Source organism: Pengzhenrongella phosphoraccumulans (genome assembly GCF_045689905.1).
GTDB classification, from domain to species: Bacteria; Actinomycetota; Actinomycetes; order Actinomycetales; family Cellulomonadaceae; genus Pengzhenrongella; species Pengzhenrongella phosphoraccumulans.
The window spans coordinates 716,745-736,727 of the sequence record NZ_CP144210.1; the positions used below are offsets into that span (position 1 = coordinate 716,745).

Here is a 19,983-nt window from a genome sequence, read left to right on the forward strand (position 1 = left end):
TTTGCGTTCGAGGCCCCGACCTGGCTGGGCGGGACGGACAGCACAGGCTACCGGGACCGCGGCGGCACCTCGAGATCGACCCGCGCCACGGGCGCCCGTTTTGACAATGATTCTCAAAAGATTGAGAATCATCCTCATGAACAGATCCCTGCGGGCGCTGCCTGTCCTCGCCGCCGCCTGCCTCCTGCTCACCGCGTGCACCGCAGGGAGCCAGTCCGCGAGCGGCGCCGGCACCTCGGGCCAGGTCCAGGTGCTCGCGTCGTTCTACCCGCTGCAGTACGTCACCCAGAAGGTGGGTGGCGACCTCGTCACGGTCAGCTCGCTGACGCCGCCCGGCGCCGAGCCGCACGACGTCGAGCTCTCCCCGCGCGAGGTCCGGTCCGTGGGCGAGAGCGACCTGGTGGTGTACCTGTCCGGGTTCCAGAGCGCGGTCGACGCCGCGATCGCTGCCCGTGAGCCCGCACACCTGGTCGACGCCGCCGACACGGTCCACCTGGTCAAGGGTCACGTCGGCCAGGAGAAGAGCGCGCTCGACCCCCACTTCTGGCTCGATCCGCAACGCCTGGCGTCGCTCGCCGAGCCGGTCGCGGCGGCGCTCACCGCGGCCGACCCGGCCCGCGGCGACAGCTACGCCGCGAACGCCACCGCGCTCACGGCCGACCTCACCGCCCTCGACGCCGAGTTCACGACGGGCCTCGCCACGTGCGAGCGGCGCGTGATCGTGACGTCGCACCAGGCCTTCGGCTACCTCGCCGACCGGTACGACCTCACGCTCGTGGGCATGTCGGGCCTCGACCCCGAGGCCGAACCGTCACCCGCCCGGCTCCGGGAGATCGGCGACGTCGTGCGCAAGGAGGGCGTGACCACGATCTTCTCCGAGCAGCTCGTCAACCCCAAGGTCGCCCAGACACTCGCCTCCGACCTCGGGATCACCTCCGCCGTGCTCGATCCGGTCGAGAGCCTGACGGACCCCAACTCCGACTACCGTGGCGTCATGGAGAAGAACCTCACCGTCCTGCGCGCCGCCCTCGCGTGCCAGTGATCCCGGCCGTCCAGGCCCGCGGAGTGCGGGTCGTGCTCGACGGGAACGAGATCCTGCGCGGGATCGACCTGCTCGTGCACGACGGCGAGGTCGTGGCGCTGCTCGGCGCGAACGGGTCGGGCAAGTCGACCCTCGTGCGGGCGCTTGTCGGCGCCGTGCCGCTCGAGTCGGGCGAGGTCGAGCTGCTCGGCCAGCCGCTCGGCCGCTCGGTCGCGTGGGACCGCATCGGCTACGTGCCCCAGCGGGTCAGCGCCGCCACCGGCGTCCCGGCCACGGCCGGCGAGGTCGTCACCTCCGGCCTGCTGCACGGCCACCAGCTCCGCCCGCCGCGCCACGCGCGCCGCCTCGTGCTCGACGCCCTCGAGCTCGTCGGGCTCACCCACCACCTCGACCGCCCGGTGCGCGAGCTGTCCGGCGGGCAGCAGCAACGCGTGCTGATCGCCCGCGCCCTGGTGCGGGACCCCGCCCTGCTGGTGCTGGACGAGCCCGTCGCGGGCGTCGACCTGCCGAGCCAGGAGGTGTTCGCCCACACCCTGGGCGAGTTGACCGCCCGCGGCCGGACCGTCATCGTCGTGCTCCACGAGCTCGGCGCGATCGCCCCGCTCGTGCAGCGCGCCGTCGTCCTGCGCCACGGCGCCGTCGTGCACGACGGCGCCCCGCCGTCGCCCGCGCGCGAGCACGGCGCCCCCGACCACGACCACGTGCACCCGCACGACCCCGACGAGATCTTCGCGGACACCGGCATCGCCGGCCTGAGGTGGGAGCCGTGATCGGCGACGAGATCGCCGGGATGCTCGGCGACCCCCTGATGCAGCGCGCCCTGCTCGCCGCGCTGCTCGTCGGTCTCGCCGCGCCCGTCATCGGCACCTACCTCGTCCAGCGCCGCCTGAGCCTGCTCGGCGACGGCATCGGCCACGTCGCGCTGACCGGGGTCGCGCTCGGCTGGCTGGTGGGCAGCGCGATGAACCTCGCTCCGCACGACCTGCTCGCGGTCCCCGGCGCGATCGTCACCGCCATCATCGGCGCCGTCGTGATCGAGCTGGTCCGCGAGCGCGGACGCACCAGCGGCGACGTCGCGCTCGCGCTGCTGTTCTACGGCGGGATCGCCGGCGGCGTGCTCCTCATCTCGATCGCGGGCGGCACGAACGCCAACCTGATGGCCTACCTGTTCGGGTCGATCTCGACCGTGTCGACCGCGGACCTGTGGCTCACCGTGATCCTCACCGCGATCATCCTGGTCGTCGGCATCGGCCTGCGGACCGCGCTGTTCGCCGTCTGCCACGACGAGGAGTTCGCGCGCGCCGCCGGGCTGCCCGTGCGGGTGCTCAACATCACGATCGCGGTCATCGCGGCCCTCACGGTCACCGTGTCGATGCGCGTGGTCGGGCTGCTGCTGGTCAGCGCGCTGATGATCGTGCCGGTCGCCGTGGCCCAGCTCGTCGCGTCGTCGTTCCGGCACACGATGGGCCTGGCCATGGGGATCGGGGTCGCGGTGTGCGTCACCGGCCTGTCGATCACCTACTGGCAGGACCTGTCCCCCGGCGCCACGATCGTCGTGCTCGCGATCGGCGTGTACACGCTTGTCGCGCTCGCCCGGCCCCTGCTCCGGCACTCCCGGGCGCACGACCCGCACCCCCAGGTGCCCGACGACGTCGAGGTCGCGGCGTGAGCCCGACGGCGACCGGGCCGTCGACGCGGTCGCACTGACATGGACGGGATCCCGCCGGTCCTCGGGCTGGACACGCTGACGTTCCCCGCCCTCGTCGCGGCGCTGTTCGTCATCGTCCTCGCGCGCGCGCAGGGGACCTACTGGCTGGGGCGTGCGGTCACGGCGAGCACGCGCCGGCTCCGCACCGGCCACGAGCGCCACGACGGCCGCTGGTCCCGCTTCGAGGTGCGGGTCGAGCGCTGGTCGCACGGTCCCGGCGGGCGGCGGGCGACCGCCCTGCTGCATCGGTGGGGACCGGTCGCGGTCACCCTGAGCTTTCTCACCGTCGGGATCCAGACGGCGGTCAACGGGACGGCCGGACTGACCCGGATGCCGTTCCTGCGCTACCTCACGGCCATGCTGCCCGGCTGCCTCGCCTGGGCGCTCATCTACGCGACCGTGGGGTTCGCCGCGTTCTACGGCACGGTCGCGCTGGCCGCGCGCTCTCCCTGGGCACTCGCCGGCGGGCTCGTCGCGGTGGCCGTCGGCATCGCGGCGCTCGTGGTGCGGCGCCGGCGCCGGGTCGAACAATCCGCCGCGGTCGACCGGCTCGCCGCGGTCAGCGACGACACGCCCTGACGACGCCTCGCCCGTTGCGCGGTCAGGTCGTCCCGGCGGCGTCGACGGCGCCGCCGTACCGGCGGTCACGCCGCGCGTAGGTCTCCACCGCGCGCCACAACGAACGCCGGTCCACGTCCGGCCAGAGCTCGTCGAGGAACACGTACTCGGCGTAGGCCGCCTGCCAGATCATGAAGTTCGACGTGCGCTGCTCCCCGGACGTCCGCAGGAACAGGTCGACGTCGGGCAGGTCCGGCTCGTCGAGGTACGCGGCCACGGTCTTCTCGGTGACCTTCTCCGGGTCGAGCCGTCCCGCGGCGACCTCGCGCGCGATCGCCTTGGCGGCGTCGGCCACCTCCGCGCGGCCGCCGTAGTTGACGCACATGGTGAGCGTGCAGACCGTGTTGTCGATCGTCAGGCGCTCGGCCTCCTCGAGCTCGGTGATCACCGAGCGCCACAACCGCGGCCGGCGGCCCGCCCAGCGGACCCGCACGCCCCAGTCGTGCATCACGTTGCGCTGGCGCCGCAGCACGTCCCGGTTGAACCCCATGAGGAACCGCACCTCATCCGGTGAGCGCTTCCAGTTCTCGGTCGAGAACGCGTACGCGGACACGTGCCGGACGCCGATCTCGATGGCCCCGGCGACGACGTCGAGCAGGGCGGCCTCGCCCGCGGCGTGCCCGGCGGTCCGCGGCAGGCCGCGGGCGTTGGCCCACCGGCCGTTGCCGTCCATGACGATGGCGACGTGCTGCGGGACGAGCTCACGCGGGATCTCGGGCGGCCGCGCACCGGACGGGTGCGGCGGTGGCGGGACGACGACGTGCTGCGGCAGCTTCCCGGCCCGACCCTCGCCCGTGCGCTCGCGGGCCATCAGACGCGCTCGACGAGGTGCATCGAGCGCAGCTGGCGTTCGAGGTGGAACTGCAGGAACGCCGCCACCAGGCCGTCCGCCTCACGGCGGTGCCGGTCGACACTCACGTCCGCAGTCCCCCAGTCGCCGCTCAGCAGCGCCGCGAGCAGCATGAACGTCTCAGGTGCCGGGGCCGCCGCCCCCGGCGCACGACAGGCCCCGCACACGGCACCACCCTGCGCGACGGCGAACGAGTGGTGCGGTCCCGGGGTCCCGCACCGGGCGCAGTCGGTGAAGCTCGGCGCCCAGCCCGCGATCGACAGGGCCCGCAGCAGGTAGGAGTTGAGCACGAGGCCGGGAGCGTGGGCACCCTCGGCGAGCGAGCGCACTGCGCTCACCAGCAGCCGGAACTGCGGCGGCGCGGGCTCCTTCTCCGCCTCGACGAGGCGCTCGGCCGTCTCCAGCATCGCTGTCCCGGCGGTGTACATCGCGTAGTCCTGGCACACCGGCCGGGCGAACGCCGCGATCGTCTCGACCTGCGTGACGATGTCGAGGCTGCGGCCCGCGTGCAGCTGGAGGTCGACGAGCATGAACGGCTCGAGCCGGGCCCCGAACCGGGACGTCGTTCGGCGTACGCCCTTGCCCACCGCACGGACCTTGCCGTGGGTGTGCGTCAGGAGGGTGACGATGCGATCGGCCTCGCCCAGCTTCTGGGTGCGGAGCACGATCGCCTCGTCGCGGTAGAGGGGCACTGGGCCATTATTCTCTGTGCCGCCCACATCGGCGCACGCCCCACGCCCACCGGACGGATCAGACCGGCATCCGCACCCCGACGACGAGGCGGTCCCGACCCCGCTCCTTGGCGTCGTGCAGCGCGGCGCTGACCGAGGTGAGCAGGTCGGCCGGGTCGACGCCCGACACGACCCCGACCGAGACCGTGATCGCGAGGCCCGGGGCGAGAGAGGCCCATTCGTGCGTGCGGACGACGTCGAGGATCCGCTGGGCGAGCCCCACCGCGGCCTTCTGCGCTCCCCTCGCCGAGCCCGCGGTGTGCGGGTCGAGGAGCACGAGGAACTCGTCCCCGCCGTAACGCACCAGGCGATCCTCGGAGCGCGAGGCGCGCCGCAGGAGCTGGACCAGCCGGACCAGCACCTGGTCGCCGACGACGTGCGAGTAGGAGTCGTTGACGCCCTTGAAGTTGTCGACGTCGACGAAGACCGCCGAGAGCGGGACGAGCGGACCCGCGAGCACGTCCTCGAGCACGCGGCGGTTGCTCGCTCCCGTGAGCGCGTCCAGGCGGCTGAGCTGCGTCATCTGAGCACCCTCCTCGATGAGCCGGTGCACCCGCATCCGGCTCTGGAGGTTGTCGAACCGGGCCTCACGCTCGGACCACTGGCTGATGGCCAGGCGCTGATACATCGCGTACGAGCGGCTCACCGCGGGGTGGTCGCCGAACTGGCGCACGTACATCCGCATGAGAGCGGCGTCGGCGATGGTCATCCAGGTCGTCCGCCGCTCGCCGACGGCGATCTTGCGCAGCCGGAGCAGGTGGTCCTGGGCCTCGTCGAACCGGCCGACCTCGATCAGCGCGGTAGCGAACGCGAAGTGCGCGAGCAGCCGCTCGACCCGCTCGGTGCGCAGCTCGTCGCGCAGCAGCAGTGCCGGGATGACCTCGAGGGCGGAGTCCGTGTCGCCGAGCATGGTCGAGGCGAACACCTCACCCGCGAGGGCGAAGGTCTCGAACGCCGTCCGCCCGGTCTGGGCCACCAGCCGGCGGAGCCAGACCGCGCGCGAGGCGCACACCGCGAACTGCCGCGACGCCGCCGCCGTCTCACCGATGACCTGCAGCGCGAGACCCCACTCGGCCACGGTGTGCAGCGAGTCGGCCACGATCGTGATCGCGTCCCACGGCTTCAGGCGCGCGATCATGCGGCGCAGCTGCTTGTCGCTCGCCTCGAACAGCTCGACCCGGCGCAGCGAGAGCGCGATGGCGCCGCTCGCGGAGACCTGGTTGTAGTCGCGACCGTCGAACACCCCGAGCATCACGGACGCGCGCGCGAGCAGGTCGAGCGCGCCCGCGCTGTCGCCGCGCCCCGAGTGCGCGTTCGCCTTCAGCGCCAGCGCCTTGGCCTGCCAGAACGTCCGCAGATCGTCCCGCGAGAGCTCGAGCAGCAGCTCGGCGCACTCCGACGCCTCGTCGCCGCGGCCCAGCTCGTTCGCGGCGATGCCCCGGATGTAGAGCGCGTAGCGCAGGGTCTGGTCATCCCCGGCCGCTTCGGCCAGCGCCGCCAGCGCGCGGCAGCGCAGGATCGCTCCTGGCGTGTCGCCGTCCTGGTAGACCGAGTGAGCCTCGTCGCACAGCGCGTCGTAGACCCCGAACTCGCCCACGAGCACGAGCTGGTGTCCCGGTGCGGCCCCCCGGCCCGTTGCCCCCATCACACCTGGTCTATCGGCCGACGCCACTCCCAGGTGAGGAAAGGTGACATCTTTCATCCGTCACCTGGGAGGGCCGTCTCACCCTGTGGACCAGCGGGTCAGCGCTCGGCGCGGTTGACCGCCGAGATGATCGCCTTGAGGGAGGCGGTGGTGATCGACGGGTCGATCCCCACGCCCCAGAGCACCTTGTCCCCGACCGCGCACTCGACATAGGCGGCGGCCGTGGCGTCGCCACCCTCGGACAGCGCGTGCTCGGCGTAGTCGAGCACGGAGACCTCGACCCCGACCTTGGTGAGCGCATCCACGAATGCCGCGATCGGGCCGTTCCCGACACCTTCGAGCGTGAGCTCACGATCGCCGTCGGTCAGGTCGACGCTGAGCGTGTCCGGACCGTCGCCGCCGCTCGACGCGCGGGTGCCGCGGAGCGCGAACCGGCCCCACTGCTCGAGCACGCTGGTCGGCCCGACCGGCAGGTACTCGTCGGAGAAGATCGTCCACAGGTCGTCTGCGGTGACCTCGCTGCCGGACGTGTCGGTGAACGCCTGCACCGCGCGCGAGAACTCGATCTGCAGCCGACGCGGCAGGTCCAGGTTCCGCTCGCTCTTCATGAGGTAGGAGATGCCGCCCTTGCCGGACTGCGAGTTGACCCGGATCACGGCCTCGTAGGTGCGGCCGACGTCCTTCGGGTCGATCGGCAGGTAGGGCAGCGCCCAGATCAGCTCGTCGGACGTGATTCCCGCCGCGGCCGCCTCGGCGTCGCGCGCCTCGAACGCCTTCTTGAGCGCGTCCTGGTGCGATCCGGAGAACGACGTGTACACGAGGTCCCCGCCGTACGGGTGCCGCGGGTGGACGTCCATCTGCGTGCAGTGCTCCACCGTGCGACGGATCTCGTCGATGTCCGACAGGTCGAGCTTCGGGTCGATCCCCTGGCTGAACAGGTTCAGGCTCAGCGTGACGAGATCGACGTTCCCGGTGCGCTCGCCCTGGCCGAACAGGCAGCCCTCGACGCGGTCGGCGCCGGCCATCATCGCCAGCTCGGCGGCGGCGACGGCGGTCCCGCGGTCGTTGTGCGGGTGCACCGAGATCGCGATGTGCTCGCGGCGGGTGAGGTTGCGGCTCATCCACTCGATCTGGTCCGCGTAGGTGTTCGGCGTCGCCCGCTCGACCGTGGCCGGCAGGTTGAGGATGATCTCGCGACCGGCCTCGGGCTGGTACACGTCCATGACCGCCTCGCACACCTCGAGCGCGAACTCCAGCTCGGTATCCGTGAAGATCTCGGGCGAGTACTCCAGCCCGAAGACCGTCTCGTCGGTGAGCAGCTTCTCGGCGAAGTCGACGACGTCCTGGGTGCCCTTGATCGCAAGGTCCTTCGTCGCGTCGCGGTCGTTGCGGAAGACGACCTCGCGGAACACGGGTGCCGTCGCGTTGTACACGTGCACCGTTCCCCGCGCGGTCCCGATCAGCGAGGACACGGTCCGCTCGATGAGGTCCGTGCGCGCCTGGGTCAGCACCGAGATGGTCACGTCGTCGGGGATCGCGCCGTCCTCGATGATCGAGCGCACGAAGTCGAAGTCGGTCTGGCTCGCGGCCGGGAACCCGACCTCGATCTCCTTGAACCCCATCCGGACGAGCAGGTCGAACATGCGGCGCTTACGGCGCGGGTCCATCGGCTCGATCAGGGCCTGGTTGCCGTCGCGCAGGTCGGTCGACAGCCACCGCGGGGCCTGCGTGATGATGGTGGAGGGCCACGTCCGCGTCGACAGGTCGTACCCGTCGAGCCCGGCGAACGGGCGGTACTTGCGGATCGGCATCACGGTGGCCTGCTGAGCGGTGCGCACCTGGGAGTCGTGTCTCATCGTCGGTTTCCTTCAGTTCGTCGGATCGGCCGGGGCACGACGACCTCCGCGACGAGGGACCGGCCGGTCAGACCTCGTCGCGGCGACGAAGAAGGAGTCGCTGCCTGGGTGCATCCACATTTCGCAGAATACACGCCGACCTCGGCCCGCAGGCTCGAGTCAGCCCATCGAGACGAGATCCCGGTCCGTCCAGACCAGCATCCGACCGCCGACGACGGCGACCCGGCTCGCCCGCGGCGGCAGCGCGGCCGTCCACTGCACGCGACCGTCCGCCGGGTCGACGGCGGTGATCACCGCGCCGCGCTCCGCGTCGAACTGCGGCACGAGCGCCAGGCGGCCGTCGGTGAGGATCTGCTTGGCATGGTTGCCCATCGGGACCGGCAGGCTCCACAGCTGCCGGCCGGTCTGGGCGTCGTACGCCCGCAGCTCGCGATTGGCGAACTCGAGCACCCGCCCGTCGAGCACCAGGGCGCTCCCCCAGGACGCGGCACCGGCCGACCACAGCCACTGCCCCGTCTTGGCGCCGAGCGCGACCAGGCCACCCTGGCCGGCGGGGACGGTCAGCAGCACGTTCGGCGCCGAGCCGTCGTCGACCACGGGGTCCAGGACCGGTCCGGGGATCGGGAAGCCGTCGCGCGCATCGGTGGTGGACACGGTCCCGTAGTCCTCGTCGCTCAGGCCGACTCCGCCCGCCTCCCCCACCGCGAACGACCCGTTCGGCAGCACGGAGACCTCCAGCCCCCAGCCGCCGCGCACGGCCCAGTCGCCGCCCTGGAGGTGCCACTCGCCGAGGAGAGCACCATCCGCCGCGAACGCCCAGGTGACCGGCCCGTTCGCCACGACGACCCCGTTGTTGACGATCGGGTACAGCCAGGCGGGCCCCGAGCCGGGCGTGCGCAGCGGCGCCGGGCTGCGGAACTCCCAGCGGACCGCCCCCGTCAGCGGGTCCTGCCGGGTCACGGCCGCCCGCCCGTCGGGCAGCACCTCGGTCACCACGGCGTCGGACCCGAACGACGCGACACCGGTGTTGTCGCTGCGCAGCTCGCGATCCGCCACCTGCCGGCCGGTGTCCATCGCCAGCACGACCAGCCGGTTCGGCGCTGCCCCCTGCGGGTCGTCGTGCGCCGCGGCGGTCGCCTGCGGGTCGCGGGTCGCGCCGTCGGGCACGACGCCCTTGCCGACCAGGCAGACCAGGTGGGCGTCGTCGGTGTCGGGGGGCACGCACGTGACGCTGCCGCCCGCGGTGACGGACGGGAACGAGGTCCGCCAGACCTGCTCGCCGGTCGCGCCGTCGAGGGCGGTCAGCCCGAGCGTCCCGGCGGCGTCCCGCCCGAACACCACGACGCGGTCGCCGACGCCCAGGACCTCACCCCACCCCAGCGCCGGAGCGCGCCACCGCTCGTGCAGCGAGGCGTCCACCGGGGCGAGCACCCCGGGCAGGTCGGCGAGGCGTGCGGCCCGCTGCCGGACGCGCAGGCCGGGGATGGCGGCGCCGAGGACGAGCAGCACCACCAGGGACACGATCAGCGGCCACCACCGCCCCAGATCCCGCGCGAGGTGGCGCGGTGGGACCCCCGGCGGGTTCAGCCCCGTCGGGTCATCCGCGCGCTCGATCGCGAGGCGGTCGACATCTGCGTCGACGTCTGCGTCGGCGACCTCGATGAGAACCACGCGCTCGAGCTGGCCCCGCGCCATGCCCTCGACGTTACTCGCGTGCGACAAATCACCCATCCCGGGCAGCGCGCGCGGCGCCGAGCTCGTCAGATCCCGAGCTGGAAGACACCCCAGTACGCCAGGGTCACGAGCAGGATCAGGGACCCGACGCTGACGAGCCCGAGGCAGACCGCGGCAGGAACCCCGCTCACCGCCCGCCGCTCGGGGTCCGTACGAATGTCATCGAGCCGGTTGACCAGGATCGCACCGGCGACGACGGCGCCGATCCCCAGCAGCCGGACCCCGATCCAGCCGCCCCGCACGACCCACGCGTTCTGGTCGTAGTCCAGCGCCAGCCGGGTGATCGCGAACAGGTACCAGACCAGGCCCGCCACCGTGAGCACCGACCCGAGCGCGAGCACGAACAGCGGCGTGCTCAGGCCGCGCGCGAACCCGGTCCCGCGTCGGCGCAGCCAGCGCGCGAACAGCCACACCAGCCCTCCGGCGACGATCGCGCCGCACGAGCCGAGCACCGTGTTGAGCACGGTGTTGCCGTCCCCGAACCAGCGTGGCGTCGGCACCGGCTCCGCGCGGAACGTCTGGTGCGGCTGGTCGCCGGCGACCTGCGGCGCAGCGGTCGCCGACCCCGGCAACCCGTCGATCCACGCCGCGAGGTCCCGCACGAAGCTGGGCGCGACCTCGCCGTCGATCCGGATGCCGTGATTGGCGCCCTCGTAGTACCGGACGGTGACGGCATCGTTGCCCGCCACGGCGAGGTCGGAGATGATCTGCTGCGCACCCTGCACCGTCGGCATGGACGAGTCGCCCGTGCCGTACGCGACGAACGTGGGCTGCGTCATCTGCTGCTGGAACGGCGCGACCTCGAAGTCGGCGTACTCGAACCCGCCCCCGGGGAACGCCATGCCGACGGCGCGCGGGATCGCGCGGAAGACGCCCTGGGGCACCCCGGTGTTGCGCAGGTAGGAGTCCGCGGCGAACGCGGCCTGCTCCCGCGGCGGCACGACCGGCGCCGAGACGAGCGCCGTGAAGGCGAGCGCGGCGTCGTCGGCCGCCATCACCGGCACGATCCAGGCCCCCTCGCTCTCCCCGTACGCCCCGACCCGCTCCGGGTCGACCTCCTCGACCTGGCGCAGGAGGTCGACCGAGCGCTCGTAGTCGCCGGCCATCCGCACGTAGTCGCGGTGCTGGTTGGAGTAGGTGTCGAGCCGCTTGTTCGGGACCATGGCCACGATCCCGGCGCTCGCGAGCGCGTGCGCCTGGGCCCGGAAGGCCTGCGTGTACTTCCCCGTGCCGGCCCCGTGCACGAACACGATCCCGGGCAGCCCGTCCGGCGCGCCGACGGGCAGGCTGAGCTGCGCGTCGACCTGGGTGCCGTCGAGCTGGACCTGCACGATCTTGGTCTCCACGACGTAGGTGCCGACCGGGGTCGCGTCAGGCGGACCGCCGATCTGCGTGGAGGACGACTCCACCAGCAACGGGTCCCTCAGAACGTCGGGGTCCCACTGCGGACCCATGCTCGCGCCGGCCACCGCGAGCACGATGACGCCGATGGCGCTGGTGGCGATCGTTCGGAAGAGCACCTGCCCGATCCTAGGGCGCTGACCTGCGCGCCCGCCTAGAACCCCATCCGGCCGAGCTGCTTCGGGTCGCGCTGCCAGTCCTTGGCGACCTTGACGTGCAGGTCGAGGAACACCCGTGTGCCCAGCAGCGCCTCGATGCCACGCCGGGCCTCGCTGCCGACGTCGCGCAGCCGGGCGCCGCCCTTGCCGATGATGATCGCCTTCTGGCTGTCGCGCTCGACGAACAGGTTCACCCGCACGTCCAGCATCGGGGTGGGACCCTCGCGAGCGACGATCTCGTCGACGACGACGGCGAGCGAGTGCGGCAGCTCGTCGCGCACGCCCTCCAGGGCGGCCTCGCGCACGAGCTCCGCCACCATGACCACCTCGGGCTCGTCGGTGAGCTCGCCGTCGGGGTACAGCGCCGGGCCGGGCTGCAGGTGCCCGACGATCACGTCGGTGAGGACGTCCACCTGGTACCCGTCGACGGCCGAGACCGGCACGATGTCGGCGAACTCGCCGAGCCGCGAGATGGTCAGCAGGTGCTCGGCGAGGCGCGCGCGACCGATGAGGTCGGCCTTCGTCGCGACCGCGATCACGGGCGAGGTGACCTGCGAGAGCTCGTTGGCGATGTAGCGGTCGCCCGGGCCGATCTTCTGGTCGGCGGGCAGGCAGAACACGACGACGTCGACCTCGGTCAGGGTGTCCCGCACGAGCGCGTTCAGCCGCTCCCCGAGCAGCGTGCGCGGGCGGTGCAGCCCCGGGGTGTCGACGAGCACGAGCTGGGCGTCGGGGCGGTGCACGATGCCGCGGATCGTGTGCCGCGTGGTCTGCGGACGCTCCGACGTGATCGCGACCTTCTGCCCCACGAGCGCGTTGGTCAGGGTCGACTTGCCCGCGTTGGGCCGCCCGACCAAGCAGGCGAATCCGGATCGGAAGTCAGTCATTTCGTGGCTCCATGCAGGTCGGGACGATCGGGGGAAGAGGACGAGGGGGTGGCGGACGAGGACGCGGCGGACGCCGTCGTGCCCGGGCTCACGGGCGGCCCGTCCGGCGTGGTGAGGCCGACGATGAGCGAGGCGAGCTGCTTGCGACGACCCTCGACCCGGTCCCCCACGAGGTGCAGCCCGTGGATGTCGCCGACCGAGCCCAGCAGCGGGACCTTGCCGATCGCCTTGGCGAGCAGCCCGCCGGCGGTGTCGACGTCGTCGTCGTCCAGGTCGAGGTCGAAGAGCTCGCCGAGCTCGTCGACCGAGAGCCGGGCCGGCACGCGGAAGAGCCCGGCACCCAGGTCCTCGACCTCGGGGCCGGAGTGGTCGTGCTCGTCCGTGAGCTCGCCCACGATCTCTTCGAGGGCGTCCTCGATCGTCACGAGTCCCGCGATGCCGCCGTACTCGTCGACGACGATCGCGATGTGGGAGGCGCTGGCCTGCATCTCGCGGAGCAGGTCGTCCACGGGCTTGGTCTCGGGCACGAAGACGGCGGGCCGGAGCGCGGAGAGCACGGGGTCGTCGGCGGTGGCGGGGGTGTCCTGCATCCGCCGCACGACGTCCTTGAGGTACACGACGCCGCGCAGGTCGTCCACGGAGTCCCCGATCACGGGCACGCGCGAGTAGCCGGACTGCACCAGCAGCGCGAGCGCCTTGCGCAGCGGCGTGGTGGCCGACGTCGTGATCATCTCGGTGCGCGGCACCATGACCTCACGGGTGAGCGTGTCGCCGAGCTCGAAGACGGATCGGAACATCTCGCGCTCGTCGTCCTCGATCCCCTCGGACTCGCTGACGCGGTCGACCATGTCGCGCAGCTCGTCCTCGTCGACCTCGCCCGTCCGGCGCGCGACGGGGGCCAGCTTGCCGATCGGAAGCCGCACGACGACGGCCAGCAGCCCGGAGAGCACCACGAGGACCTGCAGCGGGTGGGTGCGCCCGAGCATGCGCGGACTGATCCGCACGAGCACGAGCGCGACGAGCCCGGACACCAGGACCGAGAGCAGCAGCACCTGCCACCACGCCATCGAGCCCGAGGCGAGCCCGAGCGTGATGCACGTCGTGGCGGTCATCTCGGCGACGAGCCGCACGAAGGCGGCCGACGCCGCGGTCCGGGCGGGCGAGGCCACCAGCCGCCGGATCCGGTCGGCATGGGGACGGCCCTCGACCACGAGGTCGCTCACGGCGGACCGGGTCACGCGCAGCACGGCCGCCTCCGCCGCGCTCAGCAGCGCCGCGAGGATGATCCCCACGGCCGCAACCGCGATCAGCAGACCGATCGGGGCAGCGCTCATCGGTCGCTCATCGGCCGGCGAGGAACGTGAGCAGCAGCTGCCGCTGCAGCCCGAACATCTCCTTCTCCTCCTCGGGCTCCTCGTGGTCGTACCCAAGCAGGTGCAGGATGCCGTGCGTGGTGAGCAGCAGCAGCTCCTCCATCGTCGAGTGCCCGGCCTCGCGGGCCTGGCGGGCCGCCACCTCGGGGCACAGCACGACGTCGCCGAGCAGCCCGGCGGGCGTGACCTCGCCGTCGAGCCCCGGGCGCAGCTCGTCCATGGGGAACGACAGGACGTCGGTGGGGCCGGGCTCGTCCATCCACTGCACGTGGAGCTCCGTCATGACGTCCGTGCCGACCAGGAGGATCGACAGGTCGGTCTGCGGGTGCACGTGCATCTGATCGAGCACGTAGCGCGCGAGCGCGGCGAACTCGGCCTCGTCGGTGACGTAGCCAGACTCGTTGTTGACCTCGACGCTCATCGGGCTTCTCTCGTCTCAGGTCGGTTCTCAGGTCTGATCTCGGGACGACGCACCGTGCGGCCGTCGCGGCCGTGGCCGCGGTGGTCGCCCGACTGCGCGCCGAGGTCGGCGATGTCCCAGCGCGCGTAGGCGTCGATGATGTCGCTGACCAACCGGTGACGCACGACGTCGGTCGAGGTCAGGCGGCAGAACGCCACGTCGTCGACATCCTCGAGGATCTCCTCGACGACGCGCAGGCCCGACGCCGTCCCGTGCGGCAGGTCGACCTGCGTGACGTCGCCGGTGACCACGACCTTCGAGCCGAAGCCCAGGCGCGTGAGGAACATCTTCATCTGCTCGGCGGACGTGTTCTGCGCCTCGTCGAGAATGATGAAGGCGTCGTTGAGAGTGCGGCCACGCATGTACGCGAGCGGGGCGACCTCGACCGTGCCGGCCTCCATGAGGCGCGGGATCGAGTCCGGGTCGACCATGTCGTGCAGCGCGTCGTACAGCGGCCGCAGGTACGGGTCGATCTTCTCGCTCACGCCACCGGGCAGGAACCCGAGCTTCTCGCCCGCCTCGACCGCCGGGCGGGTGAGCACGATGCGCGTGACCTGCCGCGACTGGAGCGCCTGCACGGCCTTGGCCATCGCGAGATAGGTCTTGCCGGTCCCGGCGGGGCCGATCCCGAACGTGACGGTGTGCCGGTCGATCGCGTCGACGTACTCCTTCTGCCCCGTGGTCTTGGGTCGGATCGTGCGACCGCGGTTCGACAGGATGTTGAGGGTCAGCACGTCCGCCGGCCGGGTGCCCGCCGGCGCGGTCAGCATCGCGATCGAGCGGCTGACGACGTCGGCCGTGAGCGGGGTCCCGGCGGCCGCGACCTCGGTGAGCTCGTCGATCAGGCGCGCGAGCAGCGCGACCTCGCCGACCGGTCCGGCCAGCGTGATCTCGTCGCCGCGCACGTGGACGTCGACGGCGGGGAAGCCGTCCTCGATGGCCCGCAGGACCTCGTCGCCGAGCCCCAGCAGGGAGACCATCGGGACCGTGGACGGAATGGTGATCCGGTGCTCGACGCGCGCGGGCGACCCACCAGGGGTGCGCCGTGCGGGTGTGGTCTCTGCCATAAGGACGGCCGGTGCGGCCTGCGCTCTCCTCGTTCCGGGCCCGCTCGTGCGCGCCGCTGACCCCCATCCTACCGAGGACCTCGAAACACGTGGCAGAGCGGGTTCCGGCCGGGCAGCGAACGGCTCAGGCCGGGGTCCAGCCGAGGGGCGCGCCGCCGAGGACGTGCCCATGGGCGTGGAAGACCGACTGGCCGGCCTCCGGGCCGGTGTTGAAGATCAGGCGGAACTGGCCGTCGGCCTCGGTCCCGGCCACCTGGTGCGCCAGCGCGATGACCGCGGCGAGCAGGCGCGGGTCGGCAGCGGCGAGCTGGGCGACGTCGGCGTGGTGCTCGCGCGGTACGACCAGCACGTGCAGGGGCGCCTGCGGGGAGATGTCCCGGAAGGCGACGGCGTCGGCGTTCTGGGCAACGATGGCGGCAGGGATCTCGCCGGCGACGATCCGGCAGAACAGGCAGTCCGCAACGGTAGGCATGCGCCTCAGGCTAGCCCGACCCATGCCCCGCGGGGCGCTCACGGCGTGGCTCGTTGCCCTCCCCGCGACACCCCGGTTGACTGGGAGGTCATCACCACGAGAGGTCACCATGACGAGCGCTGCCGCATGACGCGTACGACGAACCTGCACCGCGCGCTCCCCCGCACGAGCCGATCCGCGAGCGCGCGTTGGACGGTCGCGGCCGTCGCGGTCGTCGCCGCCCTCACCCTGACGGGGTGCGCGTCGGGCGACGAGCCCGGCAGCCAGCCCAGCACGGCGGCCTCCGCGGACAGCTCCGCCTCGCCGTCGGCGTCGAGCGCGCCGACACCGAGTGCCACCCCCGTCGACGACACGGGCGATCCGGCCGGGACCGTCACCCTCACCAGCCCGGCCGACGGCGCGACGGTCACCGGCCCGCAGGTCGAGGTCACCGGCGAGGGCACGGCGTTCGAGGGCAACCTGCGTTGGCAGGCCCTGGCCGCCGGCACCACGGACGTCGTGCAGGAAGGCTTCACCACGGCCGGCGCCAACGGCACGGTCGGCCCGTTCGTGTTCACGGTCGAGCTCGCGGCGGGCAGCTACACGCTCGAGATCTGGGAGCCCGGCGAGTCGGACGCGGCGGGCGAAGGCGCCGCCGACGCGCGGCGCGGGCTCGTGACCTCCACGTTCACGGTGTCCTGAGCACGAAAGCCGGGAGGGCCGGTGGTCCTGAGCAGCGCTCAGGACCACCGGCCCAGACGTTGCGCCAGGATCGCCAGAGCGACCGGTCCCGCCGTGGAGGTGCGCAGGACGTGCGGCCCGAGCCGGACCACCTGCGCCCCGGCGTCGGTCAGCCCCGCAAGCTCGCGATCGGTGATCCCGCCCTCGGGCCCGACGACGACGAGCACCTCGCGCGTACCGACCTCGCGGTCACCGGCGGCCGGCGGCACGGGTAGCGCGACCTCGGCCAGCGGGACGCTCGCCTGCTCGTGCAGCACGAGCGCGACGCCGCCCGCGCCGACGACGGCCCGCACCCGGGCATCGAGGCCGCGGTGGTCGACCACCGGCTGGACCGGCGGGACGTACGCACGCCGGGACTGCTTGGCCGCCGCGCGGACCACGGCCTGCCAGCGCGCGAGGCTCTTCGCGGCACGGTCGGCGCGCCACACCACGATCGACCGCTCGGCCTGCCAGGGCAGCACGGCGTCGGCCCCGACCTCGGTCGCGGCCTCGATCGCCTGCTCGTCGCGATCGCCCTTGGCCAGCGCCTGCACGAGCACGAGCACCACGTCGGGAGCGGGTTCGACCACCCGGTCCACGACGAGCACCCGGAGCCCGTCCGGGGTGGTCTCCTCGACCGTGCCGACCAGGCGCACCCCGGCGCCGTCGACGACGTCGACCCGCTCCCCGGCGCGGCGGCGCTGGACGACGGCGGCGTGCCGACCCTCGACGCCGTCGAGCACATAGCTGGAGCCCGCGTCGAACCCGGCGAGCGAGCCGGGCTCCGCGAGGAAGACCGGTGCGCTCACTGTGCTGCTCGAAAGACTCGGACTGCTCGAAGGACTCGGGCTGCTCGAAGGACTCGGGCTGTTTGAAGGACCCAGCCGCGACCGGCCGAGGTCACCTGCCGGCGAGCTTGTCGCGCAGCTTGGAGAAGACCTTGCCGTGCGCCGCGGACAGGCGCGCCTCCGGGCGCTCCTCGCCACGCAGCGCGGCGAGCTGGCGCAGCAGCTGCTCCTGTGCCTCGTCGAGCGCCGCAGGGACCTGGACGTCGACGTGCACGTGCAGGTCACCGCGACCGCCGATGTGCAGGTGCCCGACACCGAGACCCTTGAGCGTCACGACGTGCGCCGGCTGGGTGCCCGGCCGCAGGTCGACGTCTTGGAGACCGTCGAACGTGTCGAGCTCGAGCACCGTGCCGAGCGCGGCCGCCGTCATCGGCACCTCGAGCGTGCAGTGCAGGTCGTCGCCGCGGCGCACGAAGGTCTCGTGCGGCCGCTCGCGGACCTCGAAGTAGACGTCGCCGGACGGGCCGCCGGCGGGGCCGACCTCGCCCTGGCCGGTGAGCTTGATCCGGGTCCCGGTGTCCACACCGGCCGGCACGTCGATGGTGAGGGTCTTGCGCGAGCGCACCCGGCCCTCGCCGGAGCACTCGGGGCACGGCTCGGGGATCATCGTGCCGAAGCCGTGGCAGGCCGCGCACGGGGAGGACGTCATGACCTGGCCGAGGAACGACCGCGCCACGCGCTGCACGACGCCGCGCCCACCGCACACGTCGCAGGTGCGGGGCGACGAGCCCGGCCGGCAGCACGAGCCCTCGCACGTGCCGCACACGACCGCGGTGTCGACCTGCATCTCGCGCCGGACGCCGAACACGGTCTCGGCGAGGTCGAGGTCGAGCCGCACGAGGGCGTCCTGGCCGCGACGGGCCCGCGGGATCGGGCCGCGCTGCGCGCTCGCGCCCTGCGCCGCACCGAAGAACGTCTCGAAGATGTCCTGGAAGCCGAAGCCACCGCCGGCCGCGCCACCGCCACCGGGGGCGGACGGGTCGGAGCCCATGTCGTACTGCCGCCGCTTGTCGGGGTTCGACAGCACCTCGTAGGCGCGCGAGACCTCCTTGAAGCGGTCTTCCGAGCCGTCACCGGAGTTGACGTCGGGGTGGAACTCGCGAGCGAGTCTGCGGTAGGCCTTCTTGATCTGCTCGGGGCTGGCGTCCCGAGCGACCCCGAGGATCTGGTAGTAGTCGCTCACTGGTCACTTTCTGCAGGCATTACGAGAGTTTCGTCGGTGGTCTTGCCATCCGCGCGCGTCACGCCGCGAGGATCCGAGACAAGTAGCGTGCCACGGCGCGAACCGCGGCGATGGTTCCGGGGTAGTCCATCCGGGTGGGTCCGATCGATCCGATCCGCGCGACCGCGTCCCCGTCGTTGCCGTACCCGGTCGTCACGAAGCTGGTCTCGAGGAACCCTTCGTGCTGGGTCTCGTGCCCGATCCGAACGGCGACCCCGACGGAGTCGTTGGCCATCTCGGTCAACAGCCGGAGCAGCACCACTTGTTCCTCGAGGGCCTCCAGGACCGGGCTGAGGGTATGGGTGAAGTCCATGCCGCCGCCGCGCGCGAGGTTGGCCGTCCCGGCGAGGACGATCCGCTCCTCGCTCTCCTCGGCCAGCGTCTCCTCGACGATCTGGATCACGGACCGCACGAGCGGACGGTCGTCGGGCGCGAACGTGTCGGGCAGCTTCTCGAGCGTGCCCACGAGCTGGGCGAGCCGCTGACCGCTCGCGACCGCGTTCAGGCGCGTGCGCAGCTCGGCGACGGCGAGCTCGGTCGTCGGCTCGGCCAGCTCGAGGGTCCGTTGCTCGACGCGCCCGGTGTCGGTGATGATCACCACGAGCAGCCGGCGCTCACCCACCGGCACCAGCTCGAGGTGCCGCATCGCGGAGTGCCGCAACGACGGGTACTGCACGACGGCGACCTGGTGCGTCAGCTGCGCGAGCAGCCGGACCGAGCGGTCGACGACGTCGTCGAGGTCGACGGCGTTCTCGAGGAAGTCCTGGATGGCGCGCTTCTCGGGGGTGGACAGGGCCTTGACGGTGGAGAGCCGGTCGACGAACAGCCGGTAGCCCTTGTCGGTCGGCACGCGCCCGGCCGAGGTGTGCGGCTGGGCGATGTACCCACCGTCCTCGAGGGCTGCCATGTCGTTGCGGATCGTGGCGGGCGACACGCCGAGGCGGTGCCGCTCGACGAGCATGCGCGAACCGACGGGCTCGCGCGTCTCGACGTAGTCCTCGACTATCGCGCGCAGCACGTCCAGCCTGCGGTCTTCACTCGCCATCGCACCTCCCACCCCTAGCGCTGCCGAACCACCTGCATCGATCCGGCGAGGTAGCACTCCCCCGACCGAGTGCCAATTCTACGCCGCCCCCTCCCAAACCGCCCTCCCCCACCCACCCCACCCCCACACCCGCACCCCCCACGCGCCCCGCGCCCCGCGAACTCGGA

At 72.4% G+C, this 19,983-nt stretch carries 19 protein-coding genes; 5 read left to right on the plus strand and 14 right to left on the minus strand.

Annotated elements, in window-relative coordinates; genetic code table 11:
* Nucleotides 1-136: 136 nt before the first annotated feature.
* The 4 genes from VTA80_RS03490 to VTA80_RS03505 are packed head-to-tail and all read left to right on the plus strand — an operon-like array spanning nt 137 to nt 3,329.
* The gene (locus VTA80_RS03490; protein WP_407344028.1) at nt 137-1,042 is read left to right on the plus strand and encodes a metal ABC transporter substrate-binding protein; all 906 of its coding nucleotides are present in this window, start codon (nt 137-139) and stop codon (nt 1,040-1,042) included.
* Entirely contained in the window at nt 1,033-1,812 is a 780-nt protein-coding gene (locus VTA80_RS03495; RefSeq protein ID WP_407344029.1) for a metal ABC transporter ATP-binding protein, read from the plus strand. Before VTA80_RS03490 ends, VTA80_RS03495 begins: the two co-directional genes overlap by 10 nt.
* A gap of 20 nt (nt 1,813-1,832) precedes the next feature.
* Nucleotides 1,833-2,711, plus strand: coding sequence for a metal ABC transporter permease (locus tag VTA80_RS03500; RefSeq protein WP_407345667.1), 879 nt, complete (start codon nt 1,833-1,835; stop codon nt 2,709-2,711).
* A gap of 39 nt (nt 2,712-2,750) precedes the next feature.
* On the plus strand, nt 2,751-3,329 hold the full coding sequence (locus VTA80_RS03505; RefSeq protein WP_407344030.1) for a DedA family protein: 579 nt from the start codon (nt 2,751-2,753) through the stop codon (nt 3,327-3,329).
* Between the two features lie 22 nt (nt 3,330-3,351).
* Here VTA80_RS03505 and VTA80_RS03510 read toward each other — a convergent pair whose 3' ends face one another.
* The 11 genes from VTA80_RS03510 to VTA80_RS03560 form a co-directional block, all read right to left on the minus strand.
* Nucleotides 3,352-4,179: an isoprenyl transferase gene (locus VTA80_RS03510; RefSeq protein ID WP_407344031.1), complete on the minus strand. Its 828-nt coding sequence runs from the start codon at nt 4,177-4,179 to the stop codon at nt 3,352-3,354.
* Entirely contained in the window at nt 4,179-4,910 is a 732-nt protein-coding gene (gene recO, locus VTA80_RS03515; RefSeq protein WP_407344032.1) for a DNA repair protein RecO, read from the minus strand. The genes VTA80_RS03510 and recO overlap by 1 nt, the downstream gene beginning before the upstream one ends.
* A 58-nt stretch (nt 4,911-4,968) precedes the next feature.
* Entirely contained in the window at nt 4,969-6,594 is a 1,626-nt protein-coding gene (locus VTA80_RS03520) for a diguanylate cyclase (protein WP_407344033.1), read from the minus strand.
* Between the two features lie 98 nt (nt 6,595-6,692).
* Nucleotides 6,693-8,450, minus strand: coding sequence for a 2-isopropylmalate synthase (gene leuA, locus VTA80_RS03525; protein WP_407344034.1), 1,758 nt, complete (start codon nt 8,448-8,450; stop codon nt 6,693-6,695).
* Between the two features lie 159 nt (nt 8,451-8,609).
* The gene (locus tag VTA80_RS03530) at nt 8,610-10,145 is read right to left on the minus strand and encodes a PQQ-binding-like beta-propeller repeat protein (RefSeq protein WP_407344035.1); all 1,536 of its coding nucleotides are present in this window, start codon (nt 10,143-10,145) and stop codon (nt 8,610-8,612) included.
* Nucleotides 10,146-10,210: 65 nt separating this feature from the next.
* Nucleotides 10,211-11,704 (minus strand): alpha/beta hydrolase family protein, encoded by a 1,494-nt coding sequence (locus VTA80_RS03535; protein WP_407344036.1) that lies wholly within the window; start codon nt 11,702-11,704, stop codon nt 10,211-10,213.
* Nucleotides 11,705-11,739: 35 nt separating this feature from the next.
* Entirely contained in the window at nt 11,740-12,630 is an 891-nt protein-coding gene (gene era / locus VTA80_RS03540; protein WP_407344037.1) for a GTPase Era, read from the minus strand.
* A complete protein-coding gene (locus VTA80_RS03545) occupies nt 12,627-13,964 on the minus strand; it encodes a hemolysin family protein (protein ID WP_407344038.1) in 1,338 nt (445 codons plus the stop codon). Before VTA80_RS03545 ends, era begins: the two co-directional genes overlap by 4 nt.
* 7 nt (nt 13,965-13,971) lie before the next feature.
* Nucleotides 13,972-14,424, minus strand: a complete 453-nt coding sequence (gene ybeY / locus VTA80_RS03550; RefSeq protein WP_407344039.1) for an rRNA maturation RNase YbeY — start codon at nt 14,422-14,424, stop codon at nt 13,972-13,974.
* Nucleotides 14,421-15,530 carry a PhoH family protein gene (locus VTA80_RS03555; RefSeq protein WP_407344040.1) on the minus strand — a complete coding sequence of 370 codons (1,110 nt, stop codon included), beginning with the start codon at nt 15,528-15,530 and terminating at the stop codon, nt 14,421-14,423. The genes ybeY and VTA80_RS03555 overlap by 4 nt, the downstream gene beginning before the upstream one ends.
* Before the next feature lie 124 nt (nt 15,531-15,654).
* Nucleotides 15,655-16,002: an HIT domain-containing protein gene (locus VTA80_RS03560; protein WP_407344041.1), complete on the minus strand. Its 348-nt coding sequence runs from the start codon at nt 16,000-16,002 to the stop codon at nt 15,655-15,657.
* Nucleotides 16,003-16,128: 126 nt separating this feature from the next.
* On the opposite strand from VTA80_RS03560, the gene VTA80_RS03565 reads away from it, so the two are divergent.
* Nucleotides 16,129-16,683 (plus strand): Gmad2 immunoglobulin-like domain-containing protein, encoded by a 555-nt coding sequence (locus tag VTA80_RS03565; protein WP_407344042.1) that lies wholly within the window; start codon nt 16,129-16,131, stop codon nt 16,681-16,683.
* A 38-nt stretch (nt 16,684-16,721) separates the two neighbouring features.
* Here the strand turns inward: VTA80_RS03565 and VTA80_RS03570 are convergent, their stop codons facing one another.
* The 3 genes from VTA80_RS03570 to hrcA form a co-directional block, all read right to left on the minus strand.
* A complete protein-coding gene (locus VTA80_RS03570; RefSeq protein ID WP_407344043.1) occupies nt 16,722-17,510 on the minus strand; it encodes a 16S rRNA (uracil(1498)-N(3))-methyltransferase in 789 nt (262 codons plus the stop codon).
* 91 nt (nt 17,511-17,601) lie between these two features.
* Nucleotides 17,602-18,732 carry a molecular chaperone DnaJ gene (gene dnaJ / locus VTA80_RS03575; protein WP_407344044.1) on the minus strand — a complete coding sequence of 377 codons (1,131 nt, stop codon included), beginning with the start codon at nt 18,730-18,732 and terminating at the stop codon, nt 17,602-17,604.
* A 58-nt stretch (nt 18,733-18,790) separates the two neighbouring features.
* Entirely contained in the window at nt 18,791-19,816 is a 1,026-nt protein-coding gene (gene hrcA, locus VTA80_RS03580) for a heat-inducible transcriptional repressor HrcA (protein ID WP_407344045.1), read from the minus strand.
* Nucleotides 19,817-19,983: the final 167 nt, after the last annotated feature.